This window comes from Pseudomonas sp. Marseille-P9899, assembly GCF_903166565.1.
Taxonomy (GTDB): Bacteria; Pseudomonadota; Gammaproteobacteria; order Pseudomonadales; family Pseudomonadaceae; genus Aquipseudomonas; species Aquipseudomonas huaxiensis.
The window spans coordinates 1,418,208-1,435,313 of the sequence record NZ_CAESCG010000001.1 but is presented as its reverse complement, the minus strand read 5'-3'; the positions used below and the strand labels follow the sequence as shown (position 1 = coordinate 1,435,313).

Here is a 17,106-nt window from a genome sequence, read left to right as displayed (position 1 = left end):
TATTTTTTCGCCTGGCCGGCAGATTTTTCACGCTCGATTGGCTTAGGGGTAATCCCGCTGCTGACGCGGCCCCTTGACCCTCTCGGAAGTTGCTCATGACGTATCGCCTCCACCCACTGGCCCGTGCCATTCACGACACGCGCGCCTCGGCCTTGCACCTCACCCTCGCGGGCAGCCTGCTGCTCGGCTTCAACCTGACTGCGCAGGCCGAGAGCACGGTGCAGGCGGCCAGCGCGGTGCGCGCGTTCAGCGTAGCCGCCGGGCCGCTGGACCAGGCGCTCAGCCAGTTTGGCCGGCAGGCGGCGATCCCGCTGTCCACCGACGCGCGACTGACCACCGGCAAGACCAGCGCCGGCCTGCAAGGCCAGTACAGCGTGGAACAGGGTTTCGTGCGGATCCTCGCCGGCACCGGCCTGAGCGTGGTGAAAAACGCCCAGAGCAACTACTTGCTGGTGCCCGTCGCCGACAAAAGCGACGCCCTGCAACTGGCGCCCACCAGCATCAACGGCGAGAACCTCGGGGTTAACACCGAATACACCCGTTCCTACACCACCGGCGCGGTGACCATCGGCAAGAGCGAGCGCAGCCTCAAGGAAATCCCGCAGACGGTGACGGTGCTCACCGCCCAGCGCCTCAAGGACCAGAACATCACCACCCTCAACGACGTCTACAACAACGTCCAGGGTGTGGTCGCCTACGGCGCGCTGAACGGCGACAACCAGCCCTATGCCCGCGGCTTCGAAATCGACAACTTCCAGATCAACAGCATCCCGATTCCTGCGGGCACCAGCACCGGCATCACCTCGCTGAACTGGACGGACCTGATCGCCTACGAGCGGGTAGAAGTGCTCAAGGGCTCGGCTGGCCTGTTCCAGGGTGCGGGCTCGCCCGGTGGCGCGATCAATCTGGTGCGCAAGCGCGCCGGCGCCGACTTCCAGTTCAACACCACGACCCAGGCCGGCACCTGGGACAACTACCGCCAGGAAGTGGACGTGCAGGGCGCGCTGAACGACGCCAGGACCGTGCGCGGACGTCTGGCCACCGCCTATGGCTCGCGCCACTACTTCTACGACGAAGGCAAGAGCGAGCGTGCCTCCACCTACGGCGTGCTCGAGTTCGACCTGACGCCGGACACGCTGCTCAGCGTCGGCTTCAACTACCAGAACGCCAATAACCACGCGACCATGGACTGGGGCCTGCCGAGCTACAGCAACGGCTCGAAGATCGACTTCAAACGCTCCACCAACCTCAGCTCGCCGTCGGACTACAACGATGTCGAATCGACGCAGTTCTTCGTCGAAGCCAGGCATCAGCTCAATGACGACTGGAAAATCACCCTCGCCAGCAACTACACCCGGCTCAACCTGGATGCGCTGTACAGCAACACCGGCGGCCTGATCGACCCGGCGGACAATTCCGGCGCCTACAACTGGGCCGAAGGGCGGGGCGAGAACAACTACCAGTACAACACCGACCTGTTCGTCACCGGCAACTTCGACCTGCTGGGCCGGCGCAGCGAAGTCATCCTCGGCGGCAACATCTCCCACAGCAAACGGGTGGCGGGGCGCTATGACGTGACCTGGTACGACGGCGCCTACGACTTCATTCCCGACATCACCCAGTTCCACCCGCCGAAGTACGACACCACCGACAAATACCGCACCACCACCGCGACCCTCGACCAGCAGGGCGTGTATGGCTCGTTGCGGGTCAACGTCATCGATCCGCTGGACGTCATCGTCGGCGCCCGCGCCAGTTGGTGGGACTACGCCCAGGACCAGCTCAACGAACTCAATGGCCGCCACACCCTCACCGGCCAGCAGACCAACGCCAAGGTGGTGCCGTTCTATGGCCTGGTCTACGCGCTGACGCCGGAATGGTCGGCGTACACCAGCTACTCGGAAATCTTCACTCCGCAGCTCAGCTACGAAACGGCGGCCGGCAACCCGCTGCCGCCGCGTTCCGGCGAGAGCTACGAGCTGGGCCTCAAGGGCGAGCTGTATGACGGCGCGCTGAACACCGCCTTTGCCATCTTCCGCACCAACTACTCCGGCCGCGCCCAGACCGACCAGAGCCAGCCGGCCACCTGCCGCTGCTACATCGCGGGCGGCAAGGTGCGCTCGGAAGGCTTCGAGGCGGAAGTGTCGGGCAAGGTCCTGCCCGGCCTGGAACTGAGCGCCGGCTACACCTACAACCGCAGCCAATACGTGCGCAACCCCGACAACGTCGCCCTGGAAGGCACCTCGTTCCTGACCTCGATGCCGGAACACATGCTGCGCCTGTGGGCCAATTACCAGTTGCCGGGCGAGTTCTCCAAGTGGCAGATCGGTGCGGGCGGCAATATCCAGAGTGGCGTCTATGGCCGCTACATCGACAGCACCCCCGGCAAGGGCGTGAAAAACGAAACCGGCGGCTACGCCGTCTACAACGCCCGGGTCGGCTATGACCTGAGCCAGAACGTCAACCTGTCGCTGAACCTGGAAAACCTCTTCGACCGTACCTACTACTCGCAGACCGGCACCGTCGAAAACAGCACCTACTTCGGCAACCCGCGCAACCTGATGTTCACCGTGCGCACGCGCTTCTGAGGCAAGGGCGGTGCCGGCGTCTACACCGGCACCGCAGTCGAGTATTTGACTCGCGACAGGGCGAACTGCGAGCTGGCGGTCGCCACCGACGGGTGGCGCAGCAGCGTGCGCATGAGAAAGGCTTCGTAGTCGCGGATATCCGCCGCGACGATGCGCAACAGGTAGTCCCACTCGCCGGACACGGTGTAGCACTCGAGGATGTTGTCCTGCAGCGCGACGAAGCGCTCGAAGGCTTCGGCGTCCTGCTCGCCGTGGCTTTTCAGGCGCAGCGAGCACATCACATCGACATCCCGGTTTACCGCGCGGCGGTCCACCAGGCGCACCGTGCCCTGGAGGATGCCGCGCTCCTCCAGCGAGCGCACCCGCCGCCAGCACGAGGCCGGCGAACTGTCCACGGCTTCGGCCAGCGCCGTGCCGTTGAGGCTGGCATCCGTCTGCAGGGCGCGGAGGATGCGGCGGTCGAGGGAATCCAGTTGATTCGAATTTTCCATGAAATGGTGCCTGATGAAATCCGGGTTTCAGAGTATGCCCTGATGCCTTGGAACTTGATCAGACCTTTTCTGCGCCGAGTGTCACACTGAGCGCCTTCCAACCGCTCTGGCACAGGCCCCTCCATGATCCGAACCCTTCCCCGTGCCGCTGGCATCGCCATGCTGTCGGGCGTCATCGCGGCTGGCCACCTGGGCAAAGTGTCGCCAGCGATCACCGCGTTGCAGGATGAACTGCAGTTATCACTGGTAGCGGCGGGCTTTCTGCTGTCGCTGATGCAGGGCGCGGGCATGCTTTTGGGCTTGCTGATGGGCTTCTATTGCGACCGGCTCGGCGCGCGCAACAGCATCGTCCTTGGCCAGGCGCTGCTGACCGCGGCCAGCCTGGCCGGGGCCACGGCCCACAACGCCGAAACGCTGCTGGCGTTGCGCGCGGTGGAGAGCCTTGGCCTGTTGATGGTGACGCTGCCGACCCCCGGTTTGCTGCGGCGGGTGGTGCCCGAGGACCGGTTGTCTTTCAGCATGGGGTTGTGGGGTTGCTACGTGGCGCTCGGCACTGCTGCGGCGTTTCTCGGTGGGCCGCTGGCGATCGAATGGTTTGGCTGGCGCCTGTGGTGGACCCTGCCGGCGCTGGGCTCGGCGCTGATGATCCTCGGCGTGCTGCGCTGGGTTCCTGCGGACCCGGCGCGGCCTGAACGGTCGGGTGACGGATTGCGGCAGACCTTGCGGCAACTGCTTCAGGGGCGGGATGCCTGGCTGGTGGGGATCGGCTTTGCCCTGTACGCGGGGCAATGGCTGGCGGTGATTGGATTTTTGCCGACCATCTTCGCCGGCATGGGCGCCGGTCCGGTGCTCATCGGCGTGCTTTGCGCCAGTGCGGCGCTGGCCAATATCGTCGGCAGTCTTTCGGCGGCGGTGCTGTTGCACCGGGGTGTCGGGGTGAGCCTGTTGTTGCGGGTGGGGTATCTCGGCATGACGGTCATGAGCGTCATTGCTTTTTCGTCGTGGAGCAGCGGGTTGCCGGTGATGCAGTTTGTGGCCTTGCTGATGTTCTCGGCGTTGGGCGGGTTGATTCCTGGCAGTTTGTTTCTGCTGGCGGTCAAAGCCGCGCCGACCCCGCAGCGGATTGCGTCGACGGTTGGGCGGGTGCAGCAATTGACGTCCATGGGGATGTTTTCGTTGCCGCCGTTGTTGGCGAAGATGACCGCGTTTGCGGGCGGGTGGCAGTGGACGTGGGTGTTTAGTGGGGTGGCTTCGGTGGTGGCGGTTTTGGTGTTGGCGTTGCGGGAGGGGGAGTGAGGGCTGCGAGGTGCATGGCGATGGTTTTCTAGCGCCCTCAAGATCGAGCGCCGCGTGAGCGGCGCCCGATCTTGAGGGCGCTGAAGATCCACCGACATGCACCTGGCAGCCCTGACACGCTCCCCCGTCAGGTGCTTTGCCGTCGCCCCTGCTCAATAACCGTGTTCAGCATCGACATCACCAGCGCCTGGCTCATTTCCAGCGACTGCTGGGTGGCCCAGGCCAGATCACTGAATTGCTGGTCGACCAGTTCGCTGAGCTGGAGATTGGTTTCGGCGGCCGAGGTCAGTGATGCCGAGAGATGTGTGAGCGCATCGCGGAATTCGGCGCCTGCGCAGACGGCGAAGAGGGGTGGGTGGCCGGCGGAGGAGCCGAAAGGGGTATGGCTGGTGTAGAGGGAGGAGGTTTGAGGCGGATCGGGAACAAGCTTTTTCATCAGTGAATCCTTGGTCAGTTGAAAGGAGTCACCACGAGCGCGCTGTCAAACGAGAGGGTGGCAACTGTGCGCGGGTTGACAGACCAGGGACCAAGGACCCGGCGCGCCCGAAGGCGCCCACACGCACAGCCGCCATAAAGGACAACCAGCGTCTTGGATCGGTCCAGCCTGTCAAAGCCGGTCGTTGATGTGCAACGACGGGCGAAGACTAGGCAGCGTTTCCCAAGAGCGCAACGGCTAATACGGCGCGGGAGTATGCTTGGGAAATTGCCTACAAGAAAGACGGAAATAGCCGGGATTTCGTTGCTATATGCGACACCTTTTGGGTGGGCGGGGTGTAGGTCGGTGGGTTTTTTGTGTTGATGAGATCGAGCGCCGCCTGGGCGGCGCATCGCGAGCAAGCTCGCTCCTACGGACGTATCGCATGACAGACAGGAGCACGCCGGAATAACTGTAGGAGCGAGCTCGCTCGCGATGCGTCGCGCTAGCGGCGCTCGATCTCAAGAACACTAGACCTCTGAAGCCATGCACTACCCCGGCAACTGCAACCTAACCCCAAACCCACCCGCATCCCGAGTGAAAAACTGCAACCGTCCCCCCAACTGCTCCACCACCAACGCCACGATCGCCAGCCCCAGCCCGGCGCCCCCCGGGTTGTTGGCGCTGTAGAAACGGTCGCTCAGGCGTTGCAATTGCTCCGGCTCCACGCCCGGCCCCTGGTCCAGAACCTGCAAAACCAGCCAGCGCTCCTGCCGTTCCAACGCCAGGCTGATTTCGCTGCCCGGCGGGCTGAAGTGCAGGGCGTTGCCCACCAGGTTCTGCAGCATCACGGTGATCGCCGCAGGGTCGGCGTAAACCTGGCACGGTCCCTGATCCTCCAGCACCAGCTCCACCCGGCGACGCAACGCCAAAGGTGTCAGCTCCGCCAGTTCCTCCCGCACCAGCGCGTCCAGTTGCACCGCCCGGCGGTTCTGCGACAGCGGCTCCAGCCGGGCCATGGTCAGCAGTTGCCCGGCCAGCCGGGTGGTGCGGGCCACGCCTTGTTCGAGCCAGTTCAGGGCTTCGTCGCGCTCGGCCGCGCTGCCGGCACCGCGGGCGTTGCTGGCATGAATGGCCAGCACGGCCAGCGGCGTGCGCAGTTCGTGGGCGGCATCGGCGATAAAGCGGCGCTCTCGCTCCAGCAGCGCGGTGAGCTGTTGCAACTGATGGTTGAGGGCATTGGCCATGGGCGTCAGTTCTGCTGGCAGCCGGTCGATGGCCAGGGGGTCGGTGCTGTCAATGGGCCGCGCCCGCAGTTGCCGGGCCAACCGTTGCAGCGGCTGCAGGCCCCAGCCGAGCACCAGCCAGATCAACACCGCCAGCAGCGGAATGCCGATCAGCGCCGGGGTCAGGGCCTGGTCGGCGATGCGCTGGATCAGGTCTGGCGCAGGTCGTCCCGCTCGCCAACCCAGATCAGCAGGCCACGCTCCTTATCCACCAGCAACACGCCGCACCAGTCCTGGCCCTGGTAGAGCAGGTCGTGGATGCCGGGGGCGGGCGGGGCGTCAGGGGCGGGGCGTCGGAGGAGCGCATCAGCAACCGGCCGTCGTCGCGCCAGACCTGGAACGCCAGGTTGATTTCGTAAGGGTGGCTGAGGATGCCGTCGGCGGTGAGGTCCATGGCCTGTTGCAGGGACTGGCGCACGCTTTGCCAGTCGCGCTCGGCGGGCATCTGCCGGAACAGGCCCTGGAAGACCCGCGCCGCCTGCACCAGTTGGGCGTCGTAGACGTTCTCGATTTCCCGGTGGTTGTCGCGCACGGCGGTGAGTACCAGGCCGAAGCTGCCGAGCAGCACCAGCAGCAGGGTCGGCAGCAGGATGCGGGTGCGGATGGCGGTGGTCATGGGCTTTCGATCAGGTAGCCGACGCCGCGCACGGTGCGGATCAGCCCGCTGTCGAGCTTGCGTCGCAAGTTGTGGATGAGCACTTCGAGGGTGTTGCCGGGGCCGGCTTCCTGCCAGCCGTACAGGGCGTCGGCCAGGCGTTCGCGGGTCAGCACGGTGCCGGGGCGGGCGAGCAATTGGTGCAGCAACTGGAATTCCATGGGGGTGAGGGTTACCGGCTGGTCGCGGTAGCGCACTTCATGGCGGGCCGGGGCGAGGCTGACGCCGGCTTGGCTCAGCACCGGGTTGGCGCGGCCCTGGCTGCGCCGCAGCAGGGCGCGAATGCGCGCCTTGAGTTCGTCGACGTCGAACGGTTTGACCAGGTAATCGTCGGCGCCGGCGTCGAGGCCCTGGATGCGGTCGCTGGTGGCGTCGCGGGCGGTCAGCACCAGCACCGGCACCTGGCCGTCCGGGCGGGCGCGTACTTGGCGCAGCAGGCTGAGGCCGTCCCGCCGCGGCAGGCCGAGGTCGAGCAGGACCAGATCGAACGCCTCGTCGCGCAGGGCGCGCTCCGCGTCCAGGCCATCGGCCAGGCAGTCGAGGGTGTAGCCCTCGCCGCGCAGGGCCGCGCGGATGCCCTGGGCCAGGGCCTGATCGTCTTCCACCAGCAACACGCGCATGTTCAGGGCTCTCTCGTGAAAGGCGCCATCATGCCTTCTGTCCGGGAGTGTGTTACCCGATATCTGTAACAGCTCATGACTCGCTAAGCTTCCATTAAGCCTGACAAGGCATCGTCCGCAGCACCCTCAACCGATTGGAGTTTCTTGTCATGCGTACCCTGATGATGCTCGCCCTCCTGCTGGGTAGCAGCAGCGCCTTCGCCGCCACCCAGTGCACCACCGCCGACCGCAGCACCTGGCAGGACCCGGATGCCTTCCAGGCCCAGCTCAAGGAGCAGGGCTACAAGATCAACAAGTTCAAGGTCACCAAGGGCAACTGCTACGAGATCTACGGCTTCGACAAGGACGGTCGCAAGGTCGAGATCTACCACGACCCGGTCACCGGCAAGGCGGTCAAGACCGAGATCGAGGATTGAGCCCGACGGCCAGCGTCCGCCTCTGGGACCCGCTGCTGCGCCTGTGCCACCTGTCGTTCGCCACGGTGTTTGTCGCCAACTACTTCATCAATGAAGAAGGCGAGGACTGGCACCGATGGCTGGGCTACTACGCGGTCGGGTGCCTGGTGGTGCGGTTGATCTGGGGCTTCGTCGGCCCGCGCAGCGCCCGCTGGTCGGACTTCTGGCCGACCCCCGCGCGCCTGGCCGCCCATGGCCGGGCGTTGTTGCGCGGGCAGCCTTTCCATCGCCTCGGCCACTCGCCGATCGGTGCCCTGGTGATGCTGTTGATGCTGGCCTGCATCGGCGGCCTGGGCCTGAGCGGCTGGCTGATGGAAGAAGTGGACGCCCTGTGGGGCGCCGACTGGCCGATGGACCTGCACAGCTTCCTCGCCGACGCGTTGCTGGCGCTGGTTTGCGTGCATGTGCTGGCGGCCCTCGTCGAAAGCCTGCGAATGCGCGAGAACCTGCCGCTGTCGATGCTCACCGGACGCCGTCGGCGCTTGCCTGACGATCACTGATCACGAGAATTTTCCGATGCTCCTGCACCTGACCCTCCCGCGCTCGGGCTCAACCGGCGCGGACTGGCTGCGCCTGCTCGCACTGGCGACCCTGAGTTGCGCGTTGCTACTGGCCGATGACTTCATCCAGCAGCTTTTCACCGCCAATAACCGCGCCGAACTGGAGGCGGGCTGGGTCGCCGGGCTCTGGGTGTTCTGTCTGGCGCTGTGGTTGTGCAACCTGCGGACCGTGGTGGTGGCGATCCTCGCATCGTTCGCGGCCATGCAGGTGATGCAGCTGGCGAATATCAGCTTCTTCGGTGAGCCGCTCAGCGCCATCGATATTCGCGGCCTGCTGCGCGAGCCGGGCGAGGTGAGTGAGACTGCCCTGCACAGCGCGGCGGCGCACTGGCCGGCGCTGCTGAGTGTGGTGCTGCCTTACGCGGTGTTGATTGCGCTGCACTGGCGCTTGCCGGGACGGGTGGCGCTGCCGTCCAGCCGCTGGGCATTGGTGCTGATCGCCGTGGTGTTGCTGGCCAAGCCGTACCGCGCCACGTACCGCAATCTCGACTCGTTCACCCCGGGCCCGACCCGCAGCGGCCTGCACAACAGCCTCAACGCCTTTTCCGCCTGGGCCGTGCGCCTGGCCTTCAGCGCCGAAACCGTGCTGCCGCCAGCGCCCTTCGTGCCGTATCGGCTGAGCCCGCTGCCCAGCGGCGCGAAACATGTCTGGCTGGTGGTGGCCGATTCGCTGCGCAGCGAGCGCCTGGGTATCTACGGTTACCAGCGGGACACCACGCCACGGCTGCGCGAGTACCTGGCGCGACACCCTGAGGCGCTGGTGCGGCCTGGCGTATCCGCCGGCGTTGCGACCGATGTCAGCCTGCCGTACCTGCTCAACCCGATCCGCGAGCCGGGCCAGGATCACCTGCTGCGCAACGGCGAGATCAATCTGTTCCGCTTCGCCCGCCAAGCCGGCCTGCGCACCCACTGGATCTCGTCCCAGGAATCGCGGCTGCTGGCGCACCTGGGCAGCCGCCACCTCGACGTGTCGATCACCCGCGAAGACCACCCGCTGCGCTTTCTCCAGCGTCAGGACCACGCCGTGCTCGACCTGCTCGACCAGCAGGCGTGGGCGCCGCGTAACTTCGTCGTGCTCAACCTGCGCACCGCGCACCTGCCTTACGCCGCCAACTACCGCCACCTGCAGCAGGAGGCGCGCTGGCCGGATGCCGGTGCCGAGGGGCAGAACAATGCCTACGACAACTCCATCCACTACCTCGACACCTTGCTGGCCGGCGTGCTGGAGCGTTTCGACCGGCTCGAAGGCGAGCGCTATCTGGTGATTACCGGCGATCACGGCCAGCGCCTGGGAGAGGATGGCAAATGGGGGCACAACGATCTGGTGCCGGAGGTGAGCGATGTGCCGGTGATCGTCATCGCCCGCGACGCACCGGCCGCGCCGTTGGCGGCGTTGCAACCCGAGCGCTGGATCAGCCACTACGAGATCGGCAAGTGGCTGGCCGCGCGACTGGGCACCGGCATCGACAACCCCAACCTGCGCCCGAATGAGCACTTCGTGCATGGCAAGTTGTTGTTCAGCGACAACTACATCCAGCGGGTGTGCGAGACGCCCAAGGGATTGGTCCATCAGCCGCCGATGTTGCTCAGCCGGTTGTTGATCGAGGTGGGTAATGCGGGGTGTGGAGCCGGGGGCTGAGCTTGACGTGAGTCCTCACGCCCGCGTCAGCCGAATGATCTGCCGGGCGCACCAGGCGCCGGTCAGGATGACGCCGAACAGGCGCAGGGTCTGCATCGCCAGGACCATGCCGACGTCGGCGTGGGTTTCCACCGCGATAATGGCCATGGCGTCCAGTCCGCCGGGGCTGGTGGCCAGGTACATCGACAGGAAGTCGCTGCCCACCGCCTTGGCCAGCAGCCAGGCACCGCCGGCGCACAGCAGGATCAGCGCCACTGCGCCGGCGATCATGGTCGGCAGGCGCTTCCACACGTAGCGCACGGTCTGGCGGTCGAAGCGCAGGCCGATGTAGCAACCGATGGCGCCGTAGGCGAACGCCAGCACGCCGCTCGGCAGGGTGATGGTCAGCACACCGCCAAGCTGCAGCGCGGCGCCCAGCAGCAGCGGCATCAGCAACGCCCCCGCCGGCATCTTCGCGCCCACGGTCACCCCGAGCAGGATGACCGCCAGGCTGAGCAGCAGGTCACCCCACTGGGTGGCGTCGACCACTTCCGGTGCGCTGGCGGCGGCGCCGGCGACTTCGTCGGCACCGAGCAGATGGCTGACCACCGAGCCGATCATCACCACGCACACCACCCGCACGTATTGCATGGTCGCCACCACTCGGGCGTCGGCGCCGTTGTCCTCGGCCATCGACACCATCGCCGACGCCGCGCCCGGCGCGGTGCCCCAGGCTGCGGTACTACCGGGGATGCCGCCAAAGCGCACGGTGCCGAGCCCGACCAGTGCGCTGAGCGCCACTGTCAGGAAGGTCGCGAACAGCATGACCTGCCACGACTGGCCGAGGGCGGCCAGCACCGACCAGCTCACCGAATGGGCCACCAGCAGGCCGACGCAGCCTTGGCCGAAGCGAAACACCTGGCGGTGCAGTTGCAGGCGGGCACCAGAGACGGCGAAGACAATCGCCACCAGCATCGGGCCGAGAAACAGACCGGCCGGTACCGAGAGCGCGTGCAGCGACTGGCCGGCAGCGCCCGCGCAGATGACAAGCGCGAGCCATTGAAAGACAGGGAAGCGGGAAGGGCGAACAGCGAGAGGGGTTTGCAACGTCTGAATCCTCCGAGACAGAGGGGCCGCGCGAAGGAACGTGCGGCTGGCGGAGAAAATTATCGACGCCACGATTCATCAAGTCTATTTTCTACTTTTGATGAATCCATAACTGAAATTGATGAATCATGGACCTACGCGATCTTACGTACTTTGAAACCATCGCCGACTTGGGTCACTTGGGCCGGGCTGCGGAAAAGCTCAATCGCAGTCAGCCAGCGTTGACCAAGAGCATCCAGCGCCTCGAGGAATCCCTCGGCACCAAGCTGTTTCAGCGCGACGGCCGGCGAATCAAGCTGACGGACGTTGGTGAACTGCTGCTGGTCCGTGGCCGGGAACTGCAACGCAGCATTGCCGAGACCGAGCGCGAGGTGCGTGATTTCGCCAGTGGCCTGGTGGGCACTCTGCGCCTGGGCTGCGCTGCCAGCATGGCCGAGCACCTGCTGCCGCAACTCACGGCCTCGTTGCTCGAGCGTGCGCCGGAACTGACCCTGACCCTGTCCATCGCCCAGGACGATGTGCTCAAGGCGTCACTGCGGGCCGGGCAACTGGACGCAATCATCCGCCCGTTGATCGTCAACGATCCGGACTTCGAGACCTGGCCCATCCTCGAAGACGAGGCGGTGGTGGTGGCCAGCGTCGATCATCCGGTGTTCTCCGGCCCGATCACCCTCAAGGACCTGTGCCAGTACCGCTGGGTGCTTGCCGGGCCGACGGTGACCGCGCGGCGCTGGATCGACAACGCCTTCACCTCCAATCAGCTACCGCCGCCGGTGGTGCAGGTGGAGACCAACTCGATTTCCCTGATGCCGCGCCTGATCGCCCAGACCCGGCTGCTCAGCTTCGCCGCGCGGGAAACCCTGGAGCATGGCCACGGCACCGCCTGGCTGCGGGAAGTGCCGCTGGCGGAAACCACCATGCGCCGCACCGTGGCGGTCTCGGTGCGGGCCGGGGCTTACCTGCCGCCCGCCGCCGAAGCGATGGTGGCGCTGCTTCGGGACAACGGGCGCAGGTACTTTCGCGGGGAGTGAGCGGCCTCAGTATTTCCAGCTCACCGCCACTTCCACACTGCGCGGTTCACCCAGGTAGTACTGGGTGTTGCTCTGGTGGATGAAGCGGGCGTAGACCTCGTCGGTGAGGTTGCGCACCCGGGCGCTGAGTTGGGTGTGTTGGTCGAGGTCGTGGCTGACGAACAGGCCGTACACCGTATAGGACGGCACCCACATCGTGTTCGCGGTGTTGGCGTACACCGACGACACGTAGCGCGCATCCGCCCCGGTCTGCCAGCCCGGCGCGACGTCCCAGGTCAGCCACAGGTTGGCGACGCGGTCGGGAATGTTGACCGGGTTTTTGCCTTTGCGTGAATACAGCACGCCGCCGATGGTTTCGTTGAACTCGTCGTACTCGGCCCGCACCCAGGCGAAGTTGCCCGCCGCCAGCAGGGTCGGGGTGACCTTGAACGACGCCGCCAGTTCGATACCGGTGGAGGTCTGCTGACCCGCCTGGTCAGTGGTGTTGGGCACGCTGGACGAGGGCACCGAAATGTTCTTGCGCACGATGCGGTACGCCGCCGCCGTAGCGCTGCCGCGACCGTCGGCAAAGTCGAACTTGCTGCCTACTTCCACCTGCCGGCCAGTGCTCAGGTCGAGGTCGCCGACCTGGGCGATGGACGCGCCGGTCAGGCTGCCGCCCGGTGGCTCGGCGGAGGTGCTGTATTGGCTGTAGAGGCTGATGTCTTCGTTGATGTCGTAAACCAGGCCGAGGCGGCCGGTCACGGCATCCCAGCGGCGGTCGAGATTGGCCCGGGCCACATGGTCCACCACCTCGAAGTCGATATGGTCGTAGCGCAGCGCGGACACCAGCGACAGCCGCTCGGTCAGGCGCGTGCGGTTCTCGACGAAGGCTGACGAGGTGTCGGTCCAGGTGCTGCGGCCCTTGCTGCGCGGGGCGTCCATGCCGGGGATGTCGAGGAAGTGGTCGGGGGCGAAGTTGCCCGGCGTCACCGTATCGAAGGCGCCTTTGGACAGCGGGTAGTTGGTCTGCTGGTTGCGGTTGTAGTCCAGGCCGAAGGCCCAGTCGCTGGCCTGGCCGAACAGTTCGCTGGCGTGGGTCAATTCGATGCGGTCGCCGTTGACTTGCTGGTCGTGGCGCTGCCGGTAGCCGCCGGAACGCAGGACCTGGCGGTTGTCGTCGCTGTAGCGGTAGGTCTCCAGGTTGCGGTAATCACGCTGGCCGTTGTAGTGGTAGAAGGTGTTGCGCAACTGGGTGGCGTCGTTGAAGCGGTAGTCGGTGATCGAGCGCAGCCAGCGGGTGCGCTGCTCGTAGCGGCCGTCCTCGACGTTGTAGTTGGCGAAGCGCTCGTGTTTGTCGATATGCAACGTGCCGCCCAGTGGCCGCAGTACCGGCGCGCCCCAGTACGGGCTGTCTTCCTGTTCTTCCAGGTACTCGATCGCCAGGGTGTGGGAGAGCTGGTCGTTGATGTCGCTGAGCAGCGAGAAGGCCAGGTTGCCGGCCCCATTTTCCTGGCGGTCGATGTAGCCGTTGGTGGCGGTGCGGCTGTAGTCGAGGCGCGCGTAATGGTGCGGGCCGTCGCCGTCGTTCAGCGCCTTGTTCACGCCGATGGCGGTTTCCCAGGTGTCATAGCGGCCGTAGCTGACCCGGCCTTCGAAGCTGTCTTCATCGCGGCGGGCCAGGCGGGTGATGAAGTTCAGGCTGCCGCCCACCGCGCCGCTGCCGTTGAGGAAGGACGACGGGCCGCCCAGCAGCTCGACGCGGTCGTAGATCCAGGCGCCCACCGGCCTGCCGGCGGCGCCGTATTGCAGGTTGATGCCGTTGAACAACTGGCCGATCTGCGCGCCGTTGAAACCCCGATAGGACACGAATCCGCCCCAGCCAGGCGGCGCCGAGGCGTTGACGCCGGGCAGGGCGTTGGCCGCGTCCTGGAAGTTGCGTGCGCCGATGCGTTCCATGGTCTTGCGGTCGGCGACGCTGACCGAGGCGGGGTTTTCGCGGGCGCTCAGGTTCAGGCGCGAGCCGCTGGCAATGGGCGCATCCAGATCGAGGCGGGTGCCTTCGCGGGGTTCGTCGGCCGCGGCGGTGATGGTGCTGGCGGGCAGCGTCAGGCTGTCATCCTGCGCCCACGCGCAGGTTGCGCTGCTGATCAGCAGCGCCAAGGTGGTCAGGCGAAACATGGGGTGCTTCCTGGCTTGTCTTCGATAAGCCGCGACGGCCGGGCACAGGGAGGCCCGCCATATGCGGCGATGTCAGTGCGAAGGAAGCAGGGCGGGGGAGGCGCGGGGGTTTATCAGTGGCCAGCGATAGCGCGGCGAGCGCGAGATATCCAGCACCGGCAGCGGCCTGACCGCTTCGCCGGCGAGCAGCCCGAGCAAGCCGAAAAATGCGGCGAGGATGATGGCGCTGAACAGGCTGGTCACGGCACAGCCGGTGTCACCGGTCATGCTCATGGGCATGCCGCCGGCATCATCGAGGTTGGTGTGTACGCCGTGGTCATTGCTGACCGAGCAGAACGCACCATCGAGACCACTGAGCTGCAACCCGGCCATCTGCCCGTGGCCGATCGCGCACAGCACGGAGCTGAGCAGCACGCTGAAATACAGCGCCCAGGCGATAAGCGATTTGTGTGGGCGGGCCAGGGTCATTGCGGCAGGGGCGCTCGGGACTGAAAGTGAAGGGCGCGGCAATCATACCTATTTTGCAATGCCTGAACAGGGATCAGCGTACAAGACTCGCCTCCCGCCATTCCTTCGGTGACACCCCGTAGAACTCGCGAAACACCCGGCTGAAATGCGACAGGTCGTTGAAGCCCCAACTGAAGGCCAGTTCGGAAATCCGTGCACCGGCATTGAGCGGGTGGGTCAATTCGGCGCCGCAGCGTTCCAGCCGACGCCGCAACACGTAGCGCATCAACGAGCTGCCTTCACGTTCGAACAGCTTGCCGATGTAGCGGCTTGACAGGCCGTTGGCCTGGGCCACCTGCTGGGCGTTGAGGCCAGGGTCGCGCAGGTGGTCGTTGATATAGAGCTTGATCCGCGTCAGCGTCAGCGCCTGTGAGCGCGAGTGCTCCGGGTCCATGACCTGCAGGTTGCCCAGGGTCAGGGCGATCAGGTGGGTGGCCGACTCCGACAGCCGCGCCATTTCGGTGGGGGTGAACTGGCCGATCTGGGCCGACAGGGTTTCCAGAAAGGCCCGCAGCACTCGGCCCATGGGCGTGTCCAGCGAGACCCGCGTGGCGGTGCGCGATTCCATGTCCACCACCATCTGGTTGAGGCTGGCCCGCGGCACGCTGATGATGATCTGCCGCCAGTCGCTGTCGAACGTCAGGTGGTGGGGGCGGGTGGCGTCGTAGATGGAGAATTCGCCGGGGCCGATCCGCGCGCGGCTGCCGCCTTGCTCCAGGCATTCGTGGCCTTCGAGCATGAGCACGGCGAAGTATTTGTCCTCGTCGCGGCAGCGCGGTTGCAGGTGGCGGCGGTTGACGGCCTGCGCGGCGGCGCCAACGTCGCTGACCCGCAGCAGCTCGCACTTTTGCGAGCGCACCTTGCCGTAGAAGGCCGGATTGGGCAGGGCGCCGATCTCTACGTCGGCGAACAACCGCAGGATCATCTCGCGCCAGTAGTCCACCCGGTCGTTGAAGCTGTTGCTCAGCGTCGCCAGTTCGATGCTGTCGCTCGTCCAGTTGGCGGGCGACGGTACGCCCGCGCAGAAATCGTTGACCATCGTCGATGCACCCCTGTTATCGAATTTGTTCTCAGGATGAATCCTCAGCCCGCCGTGGTCCGGTCCTCGGTGGCGCTCATCGCGACGGCCCGGCTCTCCGTATTCCAAGCAGTCGCGAAGAAGCTGCAGGCTCATTCATACACCCGCAAATCCCCACCCGCCAGCGCATCGGACGCAAGGGCCGACCAAGCACAGTTTTTGTTCCGTTTCAGCCAAGAATCACGGCGCCCGGGCTCTCATCCTTGAGTCACCGGCGGCGGGGAGGTTCGCCGGGCCTGTCTCCGTGCAGGAATCTGGCCAGGACAGCCGGTCATTCGAATGCCCCAAAGAGGGCCCCTGACTCAAGGCAAAAAACATGAAAAGAACAAGCCTTTCGTTTTGCGAACTGAAGCACTCCGTGATCTGTGGTCTGGTACTGATTGGCGTGTCGTTTTCCAGCATGGCGGTGGAGGTGGCGCCCGGCGATTACGAGCAGTACCCCGCGGGCGCCACCATCGGCGCGATCTATTACCAGCACGCGACCACCGACGCCTTGCGCGCCGACGGCCATTCGGCCAGCTCCGACTTCAACCTCACCTCCGATATCGGCATCCTGCGTCTGCTTCACGTCATCCAGGTCAACGACAAGGTCACCATCGATCCGCAGTTTCTGTTGCCCTTCGGCCATGTCGCCGGCAGTGCCGACGCTTCGGCCCTGGGCAGCACCAGCGGCGTCGGCGACCTGATCCTCACTGCGCCGATCAAGCTGCTGCTCAACAGCGCCCGCGACACCCTCAGCGCCAACGCCTACCTCTACGTCCCCAGCGGCAGCTACGACAAGAACGACGCGCTCAACCTCGGTGAAAACCGCTGGAAGGTGGATTTCCAGGGCGCCTACATCAAGCACTTTGGCGACAAGTGGGCGCTGGACGTGATCGGCGACGCCATCTGGTACGGCGATAACGACACCTATGGCCCGACCTCCGCCACCCTCAAGCAGAAGGTTTCCTACGCCGCGCAACTGATGGGCCGCTACATGCCCGACCCGGCCACCGCGCTGGCGGTGGGCGTCGGCCAGCTCTGGGGCGGCGAAACCCGCGTCGATGACGTCGATCAGGACAACCGTCAGCGCACCACCAACCTGCGCTTTACCGCGACCCGTTTCTTCACGCCCAAGGACCAGTTGCAACTGCAATTGGGCCGCGACCTTGTAGTGGAAAACGGGCCACGCGAGGACTTCCGCTTGAACCTGCGCTACGCCCACATCTTCTAGGGCGCCCGATTTCCGCTGCCAACACA

General features: G+C 65.6%; 14 protein-coding genes and 1 pseudogene. 7 read left to right on the top strand and 8 right to left on the bottom strand.

The genetic code is table 11. The annotated features are described in order from the left end of the window. Positions 1 to 95 precede the first annotated feature (95 nt). Positions 96 to 2,588, top strand: a complete 2,493-nt coding sequence (locus HWV67_RS06375) for a TonB-dependent siderophore receptor (RefSeq protein WP_175650422.1) — start codon at positions 96 to 98, stop codon at positions 2,586 to 2,588. A 20-nt stretch (positions 2,589 to 2,608) separates the two neighbouring features. Here HWV67_RS06375 and HWV67_RS06370 read toward each other — a convergent pair whose 3' ends face one another. Beyond that, complete coding sequence (locus HWV67_RS06370) at positions 2,609 to 3,079, bottom strand: Lrp/AsnC family transcriptional regulator (RefSeq protein WP_175650421.1); 471 nt, start codon at positions 3,077 to 3,079, stop codon at positions 2,609 to 2,611. Between the two features lie 123 nt (positions 3,080 to 3,202). On the opposite strand from HWV67_RS06370, the gene HWV67_RS06365 reads away from it, so the two are divergent. Beyond that, positions 3,203 to 4,375: an MFS transporter gene (locus tag HWV67_RS06365; protein WP_175650420.1), complete on the top strand. Its 1,173-nt coding sequence runs from the start codon at positions 3,203 to 3,205 to the stop codon at positions 4,373 to 4,375. Positions 4,376 to 4,502: 127 nt separating this feature from the next. Here HWV67_RS06365 and HWV67_RS06360 read toward each other — a convergent pair whose 3' ends face one another. The 3 genes and pseudogenes from HWV67_RS06360 to HWV67_RS06350 all read right to left on the bottom strand — a co-directional run bounded on the left by HWV67_RS06360 (position 4,503) and on the right by HWV67_RS06350 (position 7,351). Beyond that, positions 4,503 to 4,811, bottom strand: a complete 309-nt coding sequence (locus tag HWV67_RS06360; protein ID WP_175650419.1) for a hypothetical protein — start codon at positions 4,809 to 4,811, stop codon at positions 4,503 to 4,505. A gap of 530 nt (positions 4,812 to 5,341) precedes the next feature. Then, positions 5,342 to 6,692 (bottom strand): annotated as a pseudogene (locus HWV67_RS32025) (ATP-binding protein). After that, entirely contained in the window at positions 6,689 to 7,351 is a 663-nt protein-coding gene (locus HWV67_RS06350) for a response regulator (protein ID WP_175650418.1), read from the bottom strand. Before HWV67_RS06350 ends, HWV67_RS32025 begins: the two are co-directional and overlap by 4 nt. A gap of 149 nt (positions 7,352 to 7,500) precedes the next feature. On the opposite strand from HWV67_RS06350, the gene HWV67_RS06345 reads away from it, so the two are divergent. The 3 genes from HWV67_RS06345 to HWV67_RS06335 are packed head-to-tail and all read left to right on the top strand — an operon-like array spanning position 7,501 to position 10,005. After that, on the top strand, positions 7,501 to 7,767 hold the full coding sequence (locus HWV67_RS06345; RefSeq protein WP_175650417.1) for a PepSY domain-containing protein: 267 nt from the start codon (positions 7,501 to 7,503) through the stop codon (positions 7,765 to 7,767). Then, positions 7,764 to 8,306: a cytochrome b/b6 domain-containing protein gene (locus HWV67_RS06340; protein WP_175650416.1), complete on the top strand. Its 543-nt coding sequence runs from the start codon at positions 7,764 to 7,766 to the stop codon at positions 8,304 to 8,306. The genes HWV67_RS06345 and HWV67_RS06340 overlap by 4 nt, the downstream gene beginning before the upstream one ends. 16 nt (positions 8,307 to 8,322) lie before the next feature. Beyond that, positions 8,323 to 10,005 (top strand): phosphoethanolamine transferase, encoded by a 1,683-nt coding sequence (locus HWV67_RS06335; RefSeq protein WP_175650415.1) that lies wholly within the window; start codon positions 8,323 to 8,325, stop codon positions 10,003 to 10,005. Positions 10,006 to 10,020: 15 nt separating this feature from the next. On the opposite strand, the gene HWV67_RS06330 is transcribed toward HWV67_RS06335, so the two are convergent. Then, entirely contained in the window at positions 10,021 to 11,091 is a 1,071-nt protein-coding gene (locus HWV67_RS06330) for an AbrB family transcriptional regulator (protein WP_175650414.1), read from the bottom strand. 128 nt (positions 11,092 to 11,219) lie between these two features. Here HWV67_RS06330 and HWV67_RS06325 point away from each other — a divergent pair, with 128 nt between their 5' ends. Continuing rightward, a complete protein-coding gene (locus tag HWV67_RS06325) occupies positions 11,220 to 12,122 on the top strand; it encodes a LysR family transcriptional regulator (RefSeq protein WP_110973248.1) in 903 nt (300 codons plus the stop codon). Between the two features lie 6 nt (positions 12,123 to 12,128). Here the strand turns inward: HWV67_RS06325 and HWV67_RS06320 are convergent, their stop codons facing one another. From HWV67_RS06320 to HWV67_RS06310, 3 genes are all read right to left on the bottom strand, one after another. Beyond that, entirely contained in the window at positions 12,129 to 14,282 is a 2,154-nt protein-coding gene (locus tag HWV67_RS06320; protein ID WP_175650413.1) for a TonB-dependent receptor, read from the bottom strand. 72 nt (positions 14,283 to 14,354) lie between these two features. Continuing rightward, complete coding sequence (locus tag HWV67_RS06315) at positions 14,355 to 14,750, bottom strand: DUF2946 family protein (RefSeq protein ID WP_175650412.1); 396 nt, start codon at positions 14,748 to 14,750, stop codon at positions 14,355 to 14,357. Positions 14,751 to 14,823: 73 nt separating this feature from the next. Then, complete coding sequence (locus HWV67_RS06310) at positions 14,824 to 15,828, bottom strand: helix-turn-helix domain-containing protein (protein ID WP_256680025.1); 1,005 nt, start codon at positions 15,826 to 15,828, stop codon at positions 14,824 to 14,826. Positions 15,829 to 16,267: 439 nt separating this feature from the next. On the opposite strand from HWV67_RS06310, the gene HWV67_RS06305 reads away from it, so the two are divergent. Continuing rightward, entirely contained in the window at positions 16,268 to 17,080 is an 813-nt protein-coding gene (locus tag HWV67_RS06305) for a transporter (RefSeq protein WP_256680062.1), read from the top strand. The last annotated feature ends 26 nt before the right edge of the window (positions 17,081 to 17,106 follow it).

What these genes read in the sequence shown, in the direction of transcription:
- HWV67_RS06325 (WP_110973248.1), top strand. Translation starts at nt 11,220, where the DNA reads ATGGACCTACGCGATCTTACGTACTTTGAAACCATCGCCGACTTGGGT.
- HWV67_RS06335 (WP_175650415.1), top strand. Translation starts at nt 8,323, where the DNA reads ATGCTCCTGCACCTGACCCTCCCGCGCTCGGGCTCAACCGGCGCGGAC.
- HWV67_RS06305 (WP_256680062.1), top strand. Translation starts at nt 16,268, where the DNA reads ATGGCGGTGGAGGTGGCGCCCGGCGATTACGAGCAGTACCCCGCGGGC.
- HWV67_RS06350 (WP_175650418.1), bottom strand. Translation starts at nt 7,351, where the DNA reads ATGCGCGTGTTGCTGGTGGAAGACGATCAGGCCCTGGCCCAGGGCATC.
- HWV67_RS06365 (WP_175650420.1), top strand. Translation starts at nt 3,203, where the DNA reads ATGATCCGAACCCTTCCCCGTGCCGCTGGCATCGCCATGCTGTCGGGC.
- HWV67_RS06310 (WP_256680025.1), bottom strand. Translation starts at nt 15,828, where the DNA reads ATGGTCAACGATTTCTGCGCGGGCGTACCGTCGCCCGCCAACTGGACG.
- HWV67_RS06375 (WP_175650422.1), top strand. Translation starts at nt 96, where the DNA reads ATGACGTATCGCCTCCACCCACTGGCCCGTGCCATTCACGACACGCGC.
- HWV67_RS06360 (WP_175650419.1), bottom strand. Translation starts at nt 4,811, where the DNA reads ATGAAAAAGCTTGTTCCCGATCCGCCTCAAACCTCCTCCCTCTACACC.
- HWV67_RS06315 (WP_175650412.1), bottom strand. Translation starts at nt 14,750, where the DNA reads ATGACCCTGGCCCGCCCACACAAATCGCTTATCGCCTGGGCGCTGTAT.
- HWV67_RS06370 (WP_175650421.1), bottom strand. Translation starts at nt 3,079, where the DNA reads ATGGAAAATTCGAATCAACTGGATTCCCTCGACCGCCGCATCCTCCGC.
- HWV67_RS06320 (WP_175650413.1), bottom strand. Translation starts at nt 14,282, where the DNA reads ATGTTTCGCCTGACCACCTTGGCGCTGCTGATCAGCAGCGCAACCTGC.
- HWV67_RS06345 (WP_175650417.1), top strand. Translation starts at nt 7,501, where the DNA reads ATGCGTACCCTGATGATGCTCGCCCTCCTGCTGGGTAGCAGCAGCGCC.